The sequence below is a fragment of the Streptomyces sp. AHA2 genome (genome assembly GCF_036857595.1).
Taxonomy (GTDB): Bacteria; Actinomycetota; Actinomycetes; order Streptomycetales; family Streptomycetaceae; genus Streptomyces.
The window spans coordinates 200,713-216,444 of the sequence record NZ_JAUQWJ010000008.1; the positions used below are offsets into that span (position 1 = coordinate 200,713).

Annotated in this window: 15 protein-coding genes and 1 pseudogene; 10 read left to right on the forward strand and 6 right to left on the reverse strand. The window is 68.7% G+C overall.

The genetic code is table 11. From position 1 onward, the window contains the following. Positions 1 to 29 precede the first annotated feature (29 nt). A complete protein-coding gene (locus Q5694_RS18675) occupies positions 30 to 1,211 on the reverse strand; it encodes a tyrosine-type recombinase/integrase (RefSeq protein WP_333934277.1) in 1,182 nt (393 codons plus the stop codon). 246 nt (positions 1,212 to 1,457) lie between these two features. Here Q5694_RS18675 and Q5694_RS18680 point away from each other — a divergent pair. Then, positions 1,458 to 1,583, forward strand: a pseudogene (locus Q5694_RS18680) (MarR family transcriptional regulator); the annotation flags it as partial. 301 nt (positions 1,584 to 1,884) lie between these two features. Here the strand turns inward: Q5694_RS18680 and Q5694_RS34840 are convergent. The 3 genes from Q5694_RS34840 to Q5694_RS18690 all read right to left on the reverse strand — a co-directional run bounded on the left by Q5694_RS34840 (position 1,885) and on the right by Q5694_RS18690 (position 4,890). After that, a complete protein-coding gene (locus tag Q5694_RS34840) occupies positions 1,885 to 2,088 on the reverse strand; it encodes a hypothetical protein (RefSeq protein ID WP_381726807.1) in 204 nt (67 codons plus the stop codon). A gap of 520 nt (positions 2,089 to 2,608) precedes the next feature. Further along, the gene (locus Q5694_RS18685; protein ID WP_333934278.1) at positions 2,609 to 3,490 is read right to left on the reverse strand and encodes an aminoglycoside phosphotransferase family protein; all 882 of its coding nucleotides are present in this window, start codon (positions 3,488 to 3,490) and stop codon (positions 2,609 to 2,611) included. Then, entirely contained in the window at positions 3,487 to 4,890 is a 1,404-nt protein-coding gene (locus Q5694_RS18690) for a helix-turn-helix domain-containing protein (RefSeq protein WP_333934279.1), read from the reverse strand. Before Q5694_RS18690 ends, Q5694_RS18685 begins: the two co-directional genes overlap by 4 nt. A 158-nt stretch (positions 4,891 to 5,048) precedes the next feature. Here Q5694_RS18690 and Q5694_RS18695 point away from each other — a divergent pair, with 158 nt between their 5' ends. Then, positions 5,049 to 5,510 (forward strand): ATP-binding protein, encoded by a 462-nt coding sequence (locus Q5694_RS18695; protein WP_333934280.1) that lies wholly within the window; start codon positions 5,049 to 5,051, stop codon positions 5,508 to 5,510. A 280-nt stretch (positions 5,511 to 5,790) separates the two neighbouring features. On the opposite strand, the gene Q5694_RS18700 is transcribed toward Q5694_RS18695, so the two are convergent. Then, positions 5,791 to 6,288 (reverse strand): SAM-dependent methyltransferase, encoded by a 498-nt coding sequence (locus Q5694_RS18700; RefSeq protein ID WP_333934281.1) that lies wholly within the window; start codon positions 6,286 to 6,288, stop codon positions 5,791 to 5,793. A 72-nt stretch (positions 6,289 to 6,360) separates the two neighbouring features. Next, entirely contained in the window at positions 6,361 to 7,749 is a 1,389-nt protein-coding gene (locus tag Q5694_RS18705) for a Tat pathway signal protein (protein ID WP_333934282.1), read from the reverse strand. Positions 7,750 to 7,938: 189 nt separating this feature from the next. On the opposite strand from Q5694_RS18705, the gene Q5694_RS18710 reads away from it, so the two are divergent. From Q5694_RS18710 to Q5694_RS18745, 8 genes are all read left to right on the forward strand, one after another. Then, positions 7,939 to 8,436, forward strand: a complete 498-nt coding sequence (locus Q5694_RS18710) for a DUF6415 family natural product biosynthesis protein (RefSeq protein ID WP_333934283.1) — start codon at positions 7,939 to 7,941, stop codon at positions 8,434 to 8,436. A gap of 225 nt (positions 8,437 to 8,661) precedes the next feature. Further along, positions 8,662 to 10,563 carry a glycoside hydrolase family 15 protein gene (locus Q5694_RS18715; RefSeq protein ID WP_333934284.1) on the forward strand — a complete coding sequence of 634 codons (1,902 nt, stop codon included), beginning with the start codon at positions 8,662 to 8,664 and terminating at the stop codon, positions 10,561 to 10,563. 26 nt (positions 10,564 to 10,589) lie between these two features. Next, positions 10,590 to 12,104, forward strand: a complete 1,515-nt coding sequence (locus tag Q5694_RS18720; RefSeq protein ID WP_333934285.1) for a sensor histidine kinase — start codon at positions 10,590 to 10,592, stop codon at positions 12,102 to 12,104. A gap of 68 nt (positions 12,105 to 12,172) precedes the next feature. Further along, positions 12,173 to 12,685 (forward strand): roadblock/LC7 domain-containing protein, encoded by a 513-nt coding sequence (locus Q5694_RS18725; protein ID WP_333934286.1) that lies wholly within the window; start codon positions 12,173 to 12,175, stop codon positions 12,683 to 12,685. Then, entirely contained in the window at positions 12,682 to 13,089 is a 408-nt protein-coding gene (locus tag Q5694_RS18730; RefSeq protein ID WP_125768822.1) for a DUF742 domain-containing protein, read from the forward strand. The genes Q5694_RS18725 and Q5694_RS18730 overlap by 4 nt, the downstream gene beginning before the upstream one ends. Before the next feature lie 43 nt (positions 13,090 to 13,132). After that, a complete protein-coding gene (locus tag Q5694_RS18735) occupies positions 13,133 to 13,723 on the forward strand; it encodes a GTP-binding protein (protein WP_333934288.1) in 591 nt (196 codons plus the stop codon). Beyond that, positions 13,723 to 14,364, forward strand: coding sequence for a GAF domain-containing protein (locus Q5694_RS18740; protein ID WP_333934289.1), 642 nt, complete (start codon positions 13,723 to 13,725; stop codon positions 14,362 to 14,364). Before Q5694_RS18735 ends, Q5694_RS18740 begins: the two co-directional genes overlap by 1 nt. 86 nt (positions 14,365 to 14,450) lie before the next feature. Next, a complete protein-coding gene (locus tag Q5694_RS18745; RefSeq protein WP_333934290.1) occupies positions 14,451 to 15,704 on the forward strand; it encodes an acyl-CoA dehydrogenase family protein in 1,254 nt (417 codons plus the stop codon). Positions 15,705 to 15,732 lie beyond the last annotated feature (28 nt).

Below are 15,732 nucleotides of genomic sequence, written 5' to 3' on the forward strand. Positions count from 1 at the left end.
GGGTTCACACCTTCATCTGTCACGATCTGTCACACGCCCCCTGCGAGACCTCCCCATGCCTCCGCCGCCGGAAGCAGGTCCGCCACGTCCGGCTTCACGTACCACTTCTTCGTCGTCCTCACGTTGGTGTGCCCGGCCCACATGGCGAGCAGGTGATCCGGCACCCCGTTGTTGGCGAGGTACGTGAGGCAAGACGCCCGAGCATCGTACAGACGGACCCTGCGAAGGCCGTTTGCATCCATTATTTTGTAGGCCCGCGTTCGGAGCTGCCGACCGTTCAGCGCGCACCCAAGTTCATCCACGAGGACATACCCGCCGCCCTCGTACCCCTCGCCCGCCGCCAGGCGTTCCACTGCCTGCGTGGCGCGGAACGTCTTCAGCGCTTCCCGTACGAGGCTCGGGATCGGCAACACACGCTCCCCCGCCATGCTCTTCGTGTCCTTCTCCACCACCGTGCGGTTGCCCATCATGGTTCGGGTGTTGGCGATGCTGAGCGTGGCTGCGGCCAGGTCGATGTCCGACCACCGCAGGCCGCAGACCTCCGCCGGACGGAGCCCCATCACGGACAGCAGCAACGGCGCGAACAGGCGGTCACTCTTCATCGCAGCGACAAAGGCACCCACCTCCGAGGCGTTCCATGGCTGGACAACCTCCTTAGTCCTCCGCTCCGCTTTCCGGGCCTTCAGCGGAATGTGCACCTCGCTGGCTACGTTGACGGGCACCAGACCGCGCGTGACAGCGCGGTTCAGGGCGTCCTTCAGTCTGGCCAAGCTCATGTCAACCGATGTGACCCCGAGACCCGTTCCCGCCTTCCCGCCCCGCACACGGCCCCCCTGGAGAGCCCACTGCATCCACGCCATCACATGGTCCTCCGTGAGTTCCTGCAGCCGGACGTTCCCGAGCTTCCCGCGTACACGATCCAGCGTCACCCGGTAGTTGTAGACCGTGGTCGGCTCCAGGTCTTCGGCCTTCATCACGAGCCACTGATCCAGCCACTCGTTCACGGTGATCTTGTTGGGCGGGACGAACGTCCCTTCATGCCGCTTGCTGGTGATGCGGGCGTACTCCGCCTTCGCTTCCCTCAGCGTGTTGAAGGTACGCCGGAGCTGCTTCCGCTTCCCCGTCTCCGGATCCGTGCCGGCGTCCACCACAAAGCGGTAGCGCACCTGTCCCTTTGCGTTTGGGGGCAGCTTCTTGATCGGTTCGGGCATCTCAAGTTCCTTTCCTGATGTGGTGGGCCAGCTCGCGATTTCCCTCAGGGCGCCGACCAAGTGCGTGTCCGTCCGCGGGAGCTTGGCTGAACACCGACCAACCGCACCAACCCCACTCGACGTCGGTCGGCTCAGTCGTGTCTGCCAATGCGATGGCCGGATCCTTCAACCACAACTCCAAAGCCAACCAGACCGGAATTCGGGCCTCCAGGAAGGACACCGTCCAGGTCGAGCGGGCGGCCTTAGCTCGAAGCGGCCCGGCCCGCCAACGACACGGCGCTGCGTGAGGCCCTCGACGAGGCCGCGCGCAACCCGGAACTGGCCCCGCTGGTCCGCGCCGTCGAGACGCTGAAGGCGCCGATGCCGGCCTGACCGGCCGGGTCCGAGCAGGACGCGAACCCGGCCAGTTCCGCAAAGGAGCGCCGGATGTGGCGAGGAATGGGTCTGCATCGCCCTCGACACGTGTCGTCCGCCGAGTACGAAGATGACTTTCGGCCGCCTCATATTCCTCCTGAGACGAGATGATGGACTGCACGGAACTCGGACACCCGTAGCCGTCCCCCGCTGAAAGCGGCAACGAACGCCCATGTCGCGCCGAGTCGCCGCCAAATGTCGGCACGTACGGCGCCAATGGTCCGCACGATCGCCGGTTTGGCGAACCGGCGATCATCGGCTATGTTGCCCGCCGCATCACGGGCCCTGTGTCCGCTCGGCCTCGCAGTCGGCAGGTGAGCGCGAGGCTCCGGGAGCGCTGTCTGGGGGCGACCATCAGCGGACCGTCACCCGTGAGCCGGTCGAGATTTGCCGTGACGCGGCGCTCAGAGACCCCTAGGGTCTGTGCGACCTGCCTCGTTGTGGCACCCGGATGCCGTGCCACGTGCGCGAGGACGACACGATCTGCGCGGTGGCCTCGCAGGAAAAATTGTCTCCGAAAAGGCTGACGGCGGCGCAGGCGGAAACACAGAGCCCTGTGGAGACCGCGAGGTAGTTACCGGTCGTTCGACTTCCCCAGACATTTAGACCACCGAGGACAAAGAGCACGGGCGAAGTGAAGAGTGCAGATCGGATAGCAGACTCAGACAGACGGGCCTCCTAAGAGGGAGCCACGCCAGCGGGCCAACCCTCACAACGCCCACCCCAAATGGTTTCAAAGAAGTGAGCGTAGCCGAGCGGTGGCACCGTCTGGCCCTGGAATTTGCGGGACGTTGTACGTTGACATGCCCTCGCGCAGCTATCCAGTCTTTCTGCGATCTTTCTTGTCTGCCGTAGGCGAATTCGTCGCTTCGGCAATCCGGAGGCATCGCGGCACAGGGCCCGATGGCGGATCAAGCGATGCATCTAAAATGGGTAAGGCTGCCCATGAGACGAGTTGCTACTCGTAATCAGCTGGTAGTGGGCTACATGATCCCCTTCCATCGCCACGGCGGCGTCCCGGCCCGACCGCGCAAGCAGTCAATGCGGTACTGCGCCTCCCGCCGCCACTCTGGACGGCTGGCAGCGTGCAGCGCGGCGTACGTCGTCATCCGCAGCTCTCGCGCGCCAGCCAGAAGTTCATACCCTTCCCACTCCGTGACGTCAGCGCCGTAGGTCTCGCAGAACGCGGCGTACTCCTCGGCAGACACCGCGCCGGTCGTGGTGAGCTTCACTGCGGTCGACACTAGATCCCACTCCGGAGGGCCGAACGAAGCCCGCTCGAAGTCGATCAACATCGGGCCGGCCTCCGTGCGCGCCACGTTGCCGACCCATGCATCCCCGTGGACTACACACTCCGGCAGGCCCTTCGGCCTTGAGGCCCATTGCTGCTTGAGGTCCTCAAGCCGACCCTTCAACCACAGCCGGTCATCGTCAGAAATCGTGCTCGCTGCGTCGATGCGCTCAACCAGCCGGACGAACGGGTCCAGCTCACCCAGTGGCAGGTCTGGTTTCGGCAGGGCGTGCAGTTGCTTGAGGAGCACGACGACGTCGGTGACGGTCCCGATTGCGTGTGGCGGCAGCTCTTCCCAGAACGTCACCGGGTACCCGCTGGCTGCTACCGGCTGCCGCAGATCAAGGGCGCGTACGGCGGGCACGCCCTGGGCTGCCAGCCAGCGGGCGACCTGAACCTCGCGCGTTGCGGCAGCGGCCTGGCCAGGCCGGGCGATACGCACCACCATCCCCCCGGGCAGACGCCAAACGGCGTTCTCGGCGATCCGTATCGGTTGGGCGTTGGTCGCGTCGAGGCCAACGGCATGGCACGCCTCCTCAAGTACGGCTTGGGTGGGCGTGGGTGAAGTAGTCACGCCTGCACCGTAGCTGCGATGCGCTCGCGCAGATCGCTGGCCTCGGGGAGGTTCCGGTGTCGGCCTGCGAACCGGGCGAGTTCCCGCAGGTCCTCGGCGGCCCGGCAGGAGGTCAGCTTGCCGACGTCGTCCAGCGCTCGGTGGCCGAGCACGACCGCGTGCCGCGGATCGTCGCCCTTGGCCATAACCAGGGAAGCGAGCTTTGTCTCGGAGATGGCGCGCGAGCGGGCAAAGGCGTTGCCGTGCCCCTTCACCGCGATCTCGAAGCGGCGGGCCGCCTGCCCTGGGTCTTGGTCCGCGTGGACCGCGAGGTCGAACAGCGCGTGGGCGGTATCGCCGTGGTGCTGGGCGTAGTCGTAGTAGGCCATCCACGGCGGATCCTGTGCCGGGTCGGACTGTTCGAACGCGGCATCGGATTCTCCGACCGCGCGCAGGGTGTTGGCTACGTCACGCATCTTGCCGAAGGCGCGGGCACGTGCGGTGTGGAGCATGGCACGCTCGGTCGCGGTCAGTCGGTCGGAGCGCACGAGGCCCTTCTCTGCGTGAGTTAGGCCAGTATCCGGATCTCCGATCCAGATTTCCTGCCGGGCCATGAACGAGTACGTTTTGGCGCGCAGGTGCCACTCCCCGGCTTCTTCCGCGCACTCAGCGGCTAGCCGGAAGCTGACTCGGGCATCGTCGTGAGCGTACGCGTCGAACTGCGAGGCGCCGACGACAACCCCTAACCGAGCCACAGAGGCCAGGAGTTCAGGCCGCAGGGGCTCGGGGCAGGGCACCGGCAGCAGGGAGGCTCCCCACATGATGGCGCCGCGGGCGAGTTCTCGCACCGCGCCGCCGCCTCCGTACTCGTTGTCCTGGCGATGGATGACATCGGCCAGCGACTTCAGTTGCCTGATCTCGCGCGGGCGGATCTGAGTCGGGATCTCCCGGGGGGCCGCTGGGGTCACGAGATGGGCGAGGTCTATGGGGGCGATGGCGGCAAGGCCGCTCGTGGCGAGGAAGGCGCGACGGTCCACAGAGGCAGGGCTCCCGCTTGGAGGTGTAGTACTACCTCTGCCCAGGATGCGGCCTTCATGGACCTGAACCGGCACCTCCGCCCTGCCAGAGGGTGCACTTTCCGTTTCAGGGCGGGCCTTTTCCGTTTGCCCGAACACCATCCCCCACGCCCGGGTGAGGACTCCGCCCGTCTGCAGGACCTCGTCCAAGCGCTCAGCCAAGTCCTTCGAACAGGTAGCAGTCCGCTTCTCGATCTTCTCAATGAGTGAACCGCTGACCTGCACTTTCGCGCCCAACTCGGCGTGCGTGAGAGGGCCGCGCTTCTTACGCCAGGTCCGCAGTTCATGACCGAACCAGTCACGCGGGGATGCGTCCGGAGTCAATTGCTTCTCGGGTCTTGGCATGGGCTGTTCCTCGCTCGCGAAACGGAAGATCGAGGTTTCCGAATCAAGATCTGCACGCGGTCCTGTCGGCCTGGCTCAATGGTTGCTCACGGCCGCCACCCCAGTACACACCGCATCCGGCGCCGGTTGGAGAGATTTCGTCGAACGAGGGACTCCCCGTGAAGGCAGACCTGATGGAGGCTCAACACACCCTTACGGACGGCACAAGCGCTGCGGTCCGGACGCGTTCCGGAGCATGCGAAATTGACGTCGCTCTGACAGCCGCTGGCGTCTCGGGCGTGCGTGACCTCGTCAGTGCGTGCCTCCGTTTATGGGGCCTGACCGAACTCGACTGGCGGGTCACTCTCGCTGCGTCCGAGCTACTGACGAATGTCTTCCAGCACGCCCGCAAGGAGGATGAGTCCTCGGTTCCGGTGAAGGTCGTCCTCACCCGGACCCCCGACGGGGTCTTCCTGTGCGTCAGTGACCCGCACCCCTGGCTCCCAGCCCCCGTCTCGGCAGGCGACAACGACGAGGGCGGGCGCGGCCTGATGTTGATCAAGACGCTCAGCGACAGATACGGCTGCTCGTCCACGGCCCACGGCAAAGACGTTTGGGTCACGATCCTGCACTCGGCGTAGCCGCATTCTCCCTGCCTCTGACGAGACCCGAAAGGACCACCCCATGTGCCGGCACTCGCCGCCGTTCCCCGGGGCCGACGCGAAGGCCGACGGCGGTTCATCGTCAGCGACGCTGCGCTCGGAAGAATCGAATGACAGCTTCGGCTTGAGGCACGGCCCTCGCACGAGGACTCTTCTGGGAGGGCGACGTCAGCGAGGTCGCTCGTACTTCCTGGTCTACCTTCCGCGCCTCCGCGGACAGGGCGCGATGTACGCCCGCACGGGCTGCAGCGTCGTGGAATTACGGCAAGCCTGCCTCCGGGCGCTCCGCTGCGTCGCGCCAGTAGTCGGCAAGCATCTCGCTCGGCCAGGCCGGCTGGCGGATGGAACCTCGGGGCCCCATTTCCTGAAAGTAGGGGGCCAGATCAATCACCGGCGTCCCGTCGACTGCGTCGAGGTCGGTCACCAGAAGGTCGCGGCCGTCCACGCTCAGCAGCCTCGGGTAGCTGACAGCCAACTGGTTGGGGCGCCGATGGTTTCGGTGGACGAAGGTTCCGGTTGCTGGCCACTGCACGTTGCCCCTGGGGCTGCGGGCGTGGAGCTGCACGTCCTCGGAGTGTGCCAGGTGGAAGCGCCACGTCACAGTCAGGTGGGAGAACTCGTCGATTCCCTGCAGCGTTTCGAGGGGGTACGCCTCGTTGAGTCGGATCACCGACTCAACTCCGCCCTGGTAGTCGTCCTGTACGTGGGTGTGGCCCCCGACAACCGTTGCGATCGTTTCGACCTCGTACGTCGTCACCGGTGCTGGTTCCTCTCCTCGGGCGATGCTGGTCTGCGGGCTGCCGTGGGGCATCGAACGTCCGTGTCGCGATCAGCCTATGGCCCGGAGCATGCCGAGTGCCCGGCGGTCCAGCTCGGTGACATGGCGGCCTCCGCGTTGCCGGACGGGCGAGAGGTCGCTCTGGATTCGGACGATGACGTCACGTGTCCGGCCGGACTGGACGCCCGCCATGGCGTCGAGTGCTTCGTTCCAGGTTGCGCATGCCTCGTCGAGGTTTCCCCGTTGTACCTGGATGGCGCCGAGGTAGCCGAGCGTCACGCTGTGGGTGCGGGCGAATTGCTGGCGCCGGCGCGTGGCCACGCTCCGCTTGAAGTGGATCTCCGCGTCGCGGGGCTGACCTATGTCGCGCAGAGCGCAGGCCGTCTCGTGGGCGAGGGAGGCTTCCTGGAAGAAGCCGACGCGGGCCGGCGCCTCGGTGCTGTCGGCGCGGGCGAGGTCCCGCTCCGCGCGGCTGATGGCCGCAAGGGTTCCGGAGCGGTCGCCGTCAGCCGCGAGCGCGCGGGCGTGCACGATCGCCAGCAGCGCCTTCTCGCGGTGGCTGGCCTGGCCGTAGCGGTCGCGGGACATCGAGGCGTCGGCCAGGGCGAGCGCCCTGCGCGGGTGCCCGAGGTCGACGGCCTGGTGAGCGAGGGCGCGCAGGACGTGGCCACCGAGTGGTCCGTCACCGGCCTCCGCCGCGATGCGGGCGGCGATGGTGAGGTAGCGCTGGGCGGTGCGGTGTTCGCCGGCGTCGAAGGCCATCCAGCCGGCGAGGTACGTCATTTCTGCGACGGTGGAGTGCGTGTCGCGGCGGAGCTGATCTGTACGGAATCGGCCGCCGAGCAGCGGTACCGCCTCGTCGAGCAGGTGGCTGGCGAGGGCTTTGCGGCCGGTTGCGCCGCCTCGCTGCTGGTCGCGCGCGGAGTAGTAGACCGTGAGGTCGCGGACGTCGTCGATGTCGGCTTGGGTCACCGAGCGCGAGGAGGACGGTCGGCGGTTCGCCGCTGTGGCGGGGGCGGCTGCCCACCACGAGGTGGTGGGCAGGGCGAGGCCGGCTGCGGAGTAGGCGGCGGTGGCCAGCAGTTTGCGTCGGTGCATGTCGAGATCGTCGCTTCCCAGCTCGGCCAGTGCGGTCAGGGGGTCGACGCTCCAGTCGGATCCGGTGTCGGTCGTGCCTGTCGGCTCTTCTTCCAGCCCGAGGTCGGTCAGGGAGAGGCGGCGGCCGAGCCTGCGGGACAGCGTCTCGCGCAGGATATGCGGCGCTCTGCCACTTGGCTTCGTGCCGAGCACCCACATGGAGATGTGCGAGCGAGAGATCGCCTCCAGCTCACGCACTCCGCACTCCGCCGCCACGCGGGCAACGGCGGCTGCTGCCTGCGGCTGGGACCAGCCTGCTTCGCGCAGGAGTGCGGCAAGGGCGACGTTGCGGTCACGGGCCATGGACTGCCCCTCGGTTGCGTAATGATCTTTGGCGCCTTTGGCGGTCTTCCCGTCCGCGGAGGCATACCCCTCGAACGGGATTCGCGGTTCGCTCAACGTAGCGGCCAGATCACTCACATCACACGCCGACCGACGTCTCCGACAGGCGATCTCGGCTCACTTTGGCTTGATCCGAACAGGAGTTGTGGCATGCGCCTTTCGCTGGATCCTCGCCGATACGGCAGCCAGCTCGTGGGCGACCGCAGGCGGCAAGCGCCCGTCACCGCAGCACCGGCGCCGGAGCGCGATCACGTGGTGGCCGCGTCGGAGACGGTGACGCTGGTACTGGGCGAAGATTCGCCACTACCCGAGAGCGCTGCCGACGTAGAGGACCTCGTTCGCCTTCTGCGCGGCCACATTGCCCAGTTGGGCGCACGGACCGCTCCGCATGTTCCTGCCCTGCTGCGTGCGCAGCGGCTCTGCTCCGACAGCATCCCCGAGGGTTATGTGTCGAGCCGGGTGCACCTGGTCAGGCTCGCCAAGGCCACCCAGGAACTGACGGCTTACGTGGAACGCGGCGGCCCCGGGCCGAACAGCAAGGAGGGCGGGCGGCGTTGGCCGAGGCCAACGCTCAAAGCGCTGCGCGGCACCGTCTTCGCCCTCGCCCCGGCCTGCCTGATCTTCGCCGCTTCGGTGCCGCGGACATGACGGTAACCGGTGCCGTCGTCATCGCTCTGGTCTTCGGACCGACGGCCTGGCTAATGCTTCGCGGCGAGCGGACGGCCGACCTTGCACGGGCCGCCGAGCACCTGCCGCCGCCCGGCGCTCCCTCCCTATCTGGTGAACACGGAGCTACCTACCGCCCACCGTTCCCGGCCGCTGCGACGGCCCTGATACGGCCCCGAACCTGCGGGGCTCACGGAGATCCACACGATGAATCGGCTTCCGCGCATCGAGCAGTACGGTCTGATCGGCGACACACAGACCAGTGCCCACGTCTGCGATGACGGTTCGATCGACTGGCTGTGCCTGCCCCGTTTCGACTCGCCGGCCGTCTTCGCCGGTCTGCTCGGCACGCAGAAGCACGGCTCCTGGCAGATCTCTCCGGCCCCGTCCGCAGGCCGGAGGGGTTCAGAGAAGGTCGCTGAGCGCCAGTACCGCGGTGACTCGCTCGTCCTCGAATCGGTGTGGCGCACCCCAACGGGTTCGGTCCGCGTCCTGGACTTTATGCCTCCGCGCGACGGCACCCCGCAGGTGATCCGGATCGCCGAGGGCCTGAGCGGCGAGGTGGACATGGTCTCGGCCATGCGCCCTCAGCCGGGATACGGCAGCGTCAGCCCGTGGATCCACGAGGTCGGTGGGCGCATGGTCGCGGAGGCCGGCGCGGACGCTCTGTGGCTCGACACCGGCGTCCCGCAGGTGGAGAAGGACGGCGTCGTCGTCAGCGCCTTCACCATCGCCGCCGACCAGAGTGTGGCGTTCGTGCTCAGTTGGTGCCCGTCGCATGCAGCCGCCCCTGACGTTGCTGCCCCTGAGACCGCCCTCGCTGAGACGCTCGCTTTCTGGCAGGACTGGACGCAGGAGTGCACCTACGACGGGCCCTATCGCGAGGCCGTGATCCGGTCCTCGATCACGCTGAAGGCCATGACCTACGGGCCGAGCGGCGGGATCGTCGCGGCGCCGACCACGTCGCTTCCCGAGGAGATCGGCGGCGACCGGAACTGGGACTACCGCTTCACCTGGCTGCGCGACGCCGCCACGACGCTTGCCGCGCTGCTGGGGACCGGATACCGGCAGGAGGCACAGGCATGGCGGCGGTGGCTGCTGCGCGCTGTGGCCGGGGACCCGGAGAACCTGCAGATCATGTACGGGATCACCGGGGAGCGTGACCTGCGGGAGCGGGAGCTTCCCTGGCTTCCCGGGTACGAGGGATCGGCTCCGGTACGGGTCGGGAACGGGGCGGCGAACCAGCTGCAGCTCGACGTGTACGGCGAGGTCATCGACACCCTGTACCTCGCGCACCAGAGCGGTGTCGCCCACTGCGCCGACACCGCGGTCCTGCACCAGCGGCTCATCGAGCACCTGGTCCAGCGCTGGCGGGAGCCCGACGAGGGCATCTGGGAGATCCGCGGGGCTCGCCGGCACTTCGTTCATTCCAAGGTGATGGCCTGGGTGGCGGTCGACCGCACCATCCGCCTGGCCGAGGCCGGCGCGCTCGACATGGACGTGGCCCCGCTGGTCGAGCTGCGGGCAGCGATCCACCGGGAGGTCTGTGACAAGGGCTTCGACCCGGTGCGCAACACCTTCACCCAGTCCTACGGCTCGCAGGAGCTGGACGCTGCCACGCTGCTCATCCCCCGCACCGGCTTTCTGCCGCCCGATGACCCGCGCGTCATCGGCACCGTGGATGCGGTCCGTCGTGAACTCTCCACGGAAGACGGGCTCGTGTACCGGTACCCGACCTGCGGTGAGGACGTCGGGGTGGACGGCTTGACCGGCGACGAGGGCGCCTTCTTCCTGTGCAACTTCTGGCTCGTCGACGGCCTCGCCCTGACCGGCCGCCCCGACGAGGCCCGTGCCTTGTTCGAACGCCTCCTGGCTCTGCGCAACGACCTCGGGCTCCTGGCGGAGGAGTACGACCCCGTCCAGCAGCGCCAGCTCGGCAACTTCCCGCAGGCGTTCAGCCACATGGGCCTGATCCAGAGCGCCCTGCTCCTTCAGCAGATGGCGGCGCAGTCCTCCCCCCGCCACGGCGCGCTCGCGGTTCCCGCACCCCGCTCAACCTCCCGCAGCACGCGCCAGTCCACCGCAGACCTGACGCCGCAGCGCGCATAGCCACCCCACCCCTGACGAGGATTCCCATGCCTGACAGCGCCTTCCCGGCACGGCCGGCCGCTACCGGCCACCGCAGACGGCGGCCCCCAGTCGACGCGACCACGCTGTACCTCGCCCGTCGCGCCGTGGCACTGCCCCTGGCACTCCTTGCCGCGCTGCTGCTCGCCGCCTTCGCTCTCCGGTCGGGGTCCGTCGTAGGCCCCGGCTGGGTCCTGGCCGGCCTGGTCTGCGGACTGGCGGCGGTCGTCGCGGTGGCGGCACACGGAACGCGCACCGTGGCCAGTGCCGTGCAGTCGGCAGTGGAGGAGTCCCAGTCAGCAGCGCTGACAGCGGTCACAGGGGCAGCGGCAGCCGTTGAGAAGTCGGTGCAGTGGTCGGCGGACGAGCTGTGCCGCGGAAAACGTCCAGCGTTGCCGGACCCGCACACCGCGCAGTCGCCCACTGCGAACGCCGGGATCGACAACGCGCTGAGTGCCCTCCAGGCGCAGGCCATCATGTCGCTGATCCGCGTGCACGACGAGTCCCAGTCCGTGGTCCTCCTGGAAGTGCTTCGCCGCCTGGCCATGCGCGAGCACGCCCTGGTCAGCAAGGCACTCCAGGCACTGAGCCAGCTGGAGATGCTGACCGACGACCCGGAGCTGCTGGCCAAGATCTTCGAGATCGATCACCTCGTGACGCGGATGCGCCGCCAGGTCGAGAGCACGGCGGTCCTGGGCGGACAGTCCCTGCGCAGCGTGCGCCGGCCCGTTCCCGTCACGACGGCCCTGCGTGGCGCTGTCTCCGAGGTTGTGCAGTATCCGCGGGTGGCCGTCGCGGCCGGATCCGTGGGCGCCGAGCTGGGGTTGCCCGGCCATGTGGGGCCGGACCTGACGCACCTGCTGGCCGAGCTGATCGAGAACGCCTGCGAGTGCTCGGATCCAGAGACGCGGGTGATGGTGCGCGCGCAGCGGGTGCCACACGGGCTGGCCATCGAGGTCGAGGACCGCGCCATTCCCATGCACCCGCAGACGCGGGCACAGATGAACCACCTGCTCAAAGCCCCGGATGAGGTCGACGTCAGCGGCCAGGTCCGGGCTGGACAGCTCGGCCTGCTGGTCGCCGCGAAGATCGCCCAGTCACACGGGTTGTCCGTCCTCCTGCAGGAGAACGCGACGGGAGGCACCACCGCCCTGGTCGTCATACCGGCACGGCTCCTGGTAGCCATTCCATCGGTCGAGGACGCGGGTGCGCCGCAGCCCGAGGAAGCTCGCATGTCCGGGCAGCAGCCGCATCAGGTGGCCGCGGCTCCTGCCGCCCCAGGGGTGGGGCAGGTCGCACGCCCCGGCGCCGCTGGGGCATCGACCTCGGCGGGTCATTCGGCCGACGCGCCCGCTCTTCCCACGCGCACGCGTCGGTCGGAACCTTTCCGTCCGCCACAGGAGCGGGAGCAAGCCCCCGTGTCCGCGGCGTCGCCCAGGCTGGCAGCCGCCTTCCGCAGCGGCCTCCAGGCCGGCGGCACCGCCAGTCCCCCTCCCGCCTCGACAGAAGACCCCACCCCCTGACCCGCTTCTTCCGCGTTCCCGGCGGCCCAGTACACCCACTGGCCCTTCCCCCTTCTGGAGCGATCCCCATGAGCACCCACCCCGCGATGAACAAGGTGACCGACGGCACGCCCGCATCCGCGACGACAAGCGGACAGCGGGACAGCATGGCCTGGCTGCTGCGTCAGTTCGCCTCCGAGACGCCGGGCGTCACGCACGCCGTCCTGCTCTCGCGCGACGGACTGCGGCTGCTGGACAGCGACGTCGACAAGGACTGGGCGGACGAACTGTCGGCCGCCTTCAGCGGGGTCGCCTCCCTCGCAGCGAACATCACCGGCCCCAGCCACAAGAAGAGGCCGGCCCGGCAGGTCATCATCGAGCGAGACGACTGCCTGTTCTTCGTCCAGAGCGCCGGGCGCAGCGCGGCCTTCGACACCCACCCCGGTGCCGAACGGGGTGAGGTGGACACGATCCTCGCTGTCATCGCCACCCGGGACGCCGATGTGGGCACCGTCGGCTTCGAGATGGGGCGCCTGGTCCAGAAGTTCGCCCCGTACATGCTGATCCCCGTCCGCGTTGGCACGGGCGGAGAGGTCCGGTGACCACGTACGGCCGCGCGGCCGAGGAGTCGGCGTTCGTGCGGACCTACGCCGTGACGCGCGGGCGTACCAAGCCGCGGCACCTGCTCGCTCTGGAAACCGTCCTGGAGGCCGGGCAGGGACGGCCAGGCCCGGCGCAGGCCGAGGAGTGCGGGGAGATTCTCGCCCTGTGCCGGGAGCGCCGGCGGTCGGTGGTCGAGCTGGCGGGCCGCCTCGGCCGGCCCGTGACCGCCGTCAAAGTGCTCGTCTCCGACCTCCTGGACGCCGACGCCCTCGTCGTCCCCCTGACCCAGTCCTATGCCGATACCGGCGCAGGGTCCGGTCCGTCTATCCAACTGCTGGCAGCCGTTTCCGCCAGCTTGAAGAGGAAGTGGCCTGATGCCGTCGCCTATCCCCAGGCCGGATGACCCGACCACGGTTTCGCCGCACTCGCAGGCCGGTGCGCCGACCGTGCTGAAGATCGTGTTCGCCGGCGGTTTCGGCGCGGGCAAGACCACCGCAGTGGGCGCCGTCAGCGAGATCACGCCGCTGAGTACGGAGGAGTACCTGACCGAGGCGAGCGCGGACGTCGACAGCCTGGCTGGCCTGGCGTCCAAGCGGACCACCACGGTCGCCTTCGACTTCGGCCGATTGAGCCTGCCCGATGCACCGATGCCTCTGGAGCTCTTCCTGTTCGGCACGCCGGGCCAGGACCGGTTCGTCGACCTCTGGTACGACCTCTCCCGCGGCGCCGTCGGCGCGGTCGTCCTGGTCGACACCCGCCGCTTGGAGAGCAGCTTCACGCCCGTCAGCTTCTTCGAAGACATCGGCCTGCCCTTCGTCGTCGCGGTCAACCAGTTCGACGGCGCACACCGCTACCACCCCGAGCAGGTCCGCGCCGCTCTCGAACTCCCCGCCGCCGTGCCGGTGGTCACCTGCGACGCCCGCGACACGAATCACGTCGCCGGCGTTCTGCTGGCCCTCGTCGACCACGCCGTCGATTGCGCCGCCACCACCAATCGCGCTGGTCACACCCCTTCTACCACCCTCCAGGACGCCTGATGTCACAGCACCCCAGCGACCCTTACCGCACGCCGCAGACTGCCCCGCCCGCCCGGTCCTTGCCTCGGCGCGACATGCGGGACACCACCCCCGGCCCGTTCACCCCACCCGGCACCGCCCTCACCAGCCAGCGACCTCAGCAGTCGCTAGAGCTGGCTCAGCGTTACGAGCTGCTCAACCGCCTGGGCGTGCCCCCGGTGGCCAACGAGGACTTCGACGAGCTGGCCCGTGACATGGCCACACAGGCCGGGTTCTTGTACGGGTTCGTCAACCTGTTCCTGGAGGAGCAGACTTTCGTCGGGCTGCACCAGCCGCCCGCGGACAGCGGGTTCGTGATCGTCGGCCGCACCATGAGCCGGGACCACGGCTGGTGCCCGGAGGTCATGGCCCGCAGGAAGGCCCTCCCGCTGCACGACGTGCACGCGTCCCCGCGCTTCAGCGGCAACGCGGTGGTCGACGCCGTCGGGATCCGCTCCTACTTCGGCGCTCCGTTGATCCACGACAGCGGCACGGTGCTGGGCACGGTGTGTGTGATCGACCCCGAGAAGCGGCCCCTGGCCGAGGCACGTCGTCTGCGGGACATCGTCATCAACGCCAGTGCACAGGTGATGGACCACATCGCCCACGCCCTCGTCCGCTAGGCCGTTCCACAACTTCCCACCCGGGAGCCGTAGGCGTTCCCCGGCCGCTCCACGCGTTGCGACCTTCATTCAGGGAGAGGGAGACCATGTCCGCCACGCCCACCACGCCTCCACCGGCGCTGCGTCCCTACCTCACCGCCCGCCACGATCTGCTGTGGCAGGAGGCGGACGCCTTCGCGGCCGAGCACGTCGCGCCGCGCGCCGCGCGGATGGAGGCCGCTCCGGGCAGGGTGGAGCGCAACGTTGCCGACTTGATGGCCGCCCGGCGGTGGTTCGCTGTCACCGTCCCGGCGGTCTTCGGCGGGCTGGGCGCCGGACACGTGGCCAGGACCGTCTTGGTCCACCGCATCGCGCGGGTCTCGGCGGCTGCCGCGGCCATCCTGCAGGCCACATTGATCCCCGTGGGCGCTCTGCTGCACTTCGCCACCTACGAGCAGAAGGGCCGCTGGCTTCCCCGGGTCGCGGACGGGTCCGTGCTGCTGTCGATCGCCGTGACCGAACCGCTCGCCGGCGGACACATCGGCGGCATCGAAACCACCGCCGAACACATCGGCAACCAATGGGTGATCACCGGCAGCAAGATCCATATCGGCAACAGCCACCTCGCCGGAGCCCACCTCGTCGTCGCCCGCACCGCCGGGCCGGGAGTAAGCACCTCACAGGCGCTGACCGCGTTCATGGTCGAAGCCGACCGCCCCGGACTTTCCGTCTCCGACCACTGTGCCGGGCTCGGTCTGCATGGCTTCTCCGCCGGCCGCCTCGACCTCGATCACGTCCGCGTCCCCGAGGACAACGTGGTCGGGGAGATCGGCCAGGGACTGGCCGTGGCCCAGAGCAGCAGCATCCTCTACGGCCGCCCCAACCTGGCCGCCGTCAGCCTCGGCATCCACGAAGCCGTCGTGGACACCACCACCGCCCGGCTCAAGACCCGCCCCCGCTACCAGGGCGCCCTGTCCGACCTGCCGGTCCTGCGGGACCGCGTCGGCGGCATGGAAGCCCGCCTGCGCGCCGCCCGCATACTCGCCTACCAGGCCGTGCACCTCCTCGACCAGGGCCTGCCCTGCGACGCCGACCTGATCAATTCGAAATACCTCGGCCACCAGTGGGCCGTCCAGTCCGCCCAGGACGCCATGGAACTGCACGGCGCCAACGCCCTCGATGGCGACTACATCGTCCAGCGCCTGTGGCGCGACATCCAGCACACCTACCCACCGGCCGGAACCGGCGAAGTCCAGCGCATACGCCTGGCCGACGCCGCCTTCGCAGAGGACCACATCCAGTGGTCCGAGCACCTCGCCGCCGAAGCCGCCTGGGCACGACCCGATCCGACCGCTGCATGAGCCCCCGTGCGCGGCACCCCGTGACTCC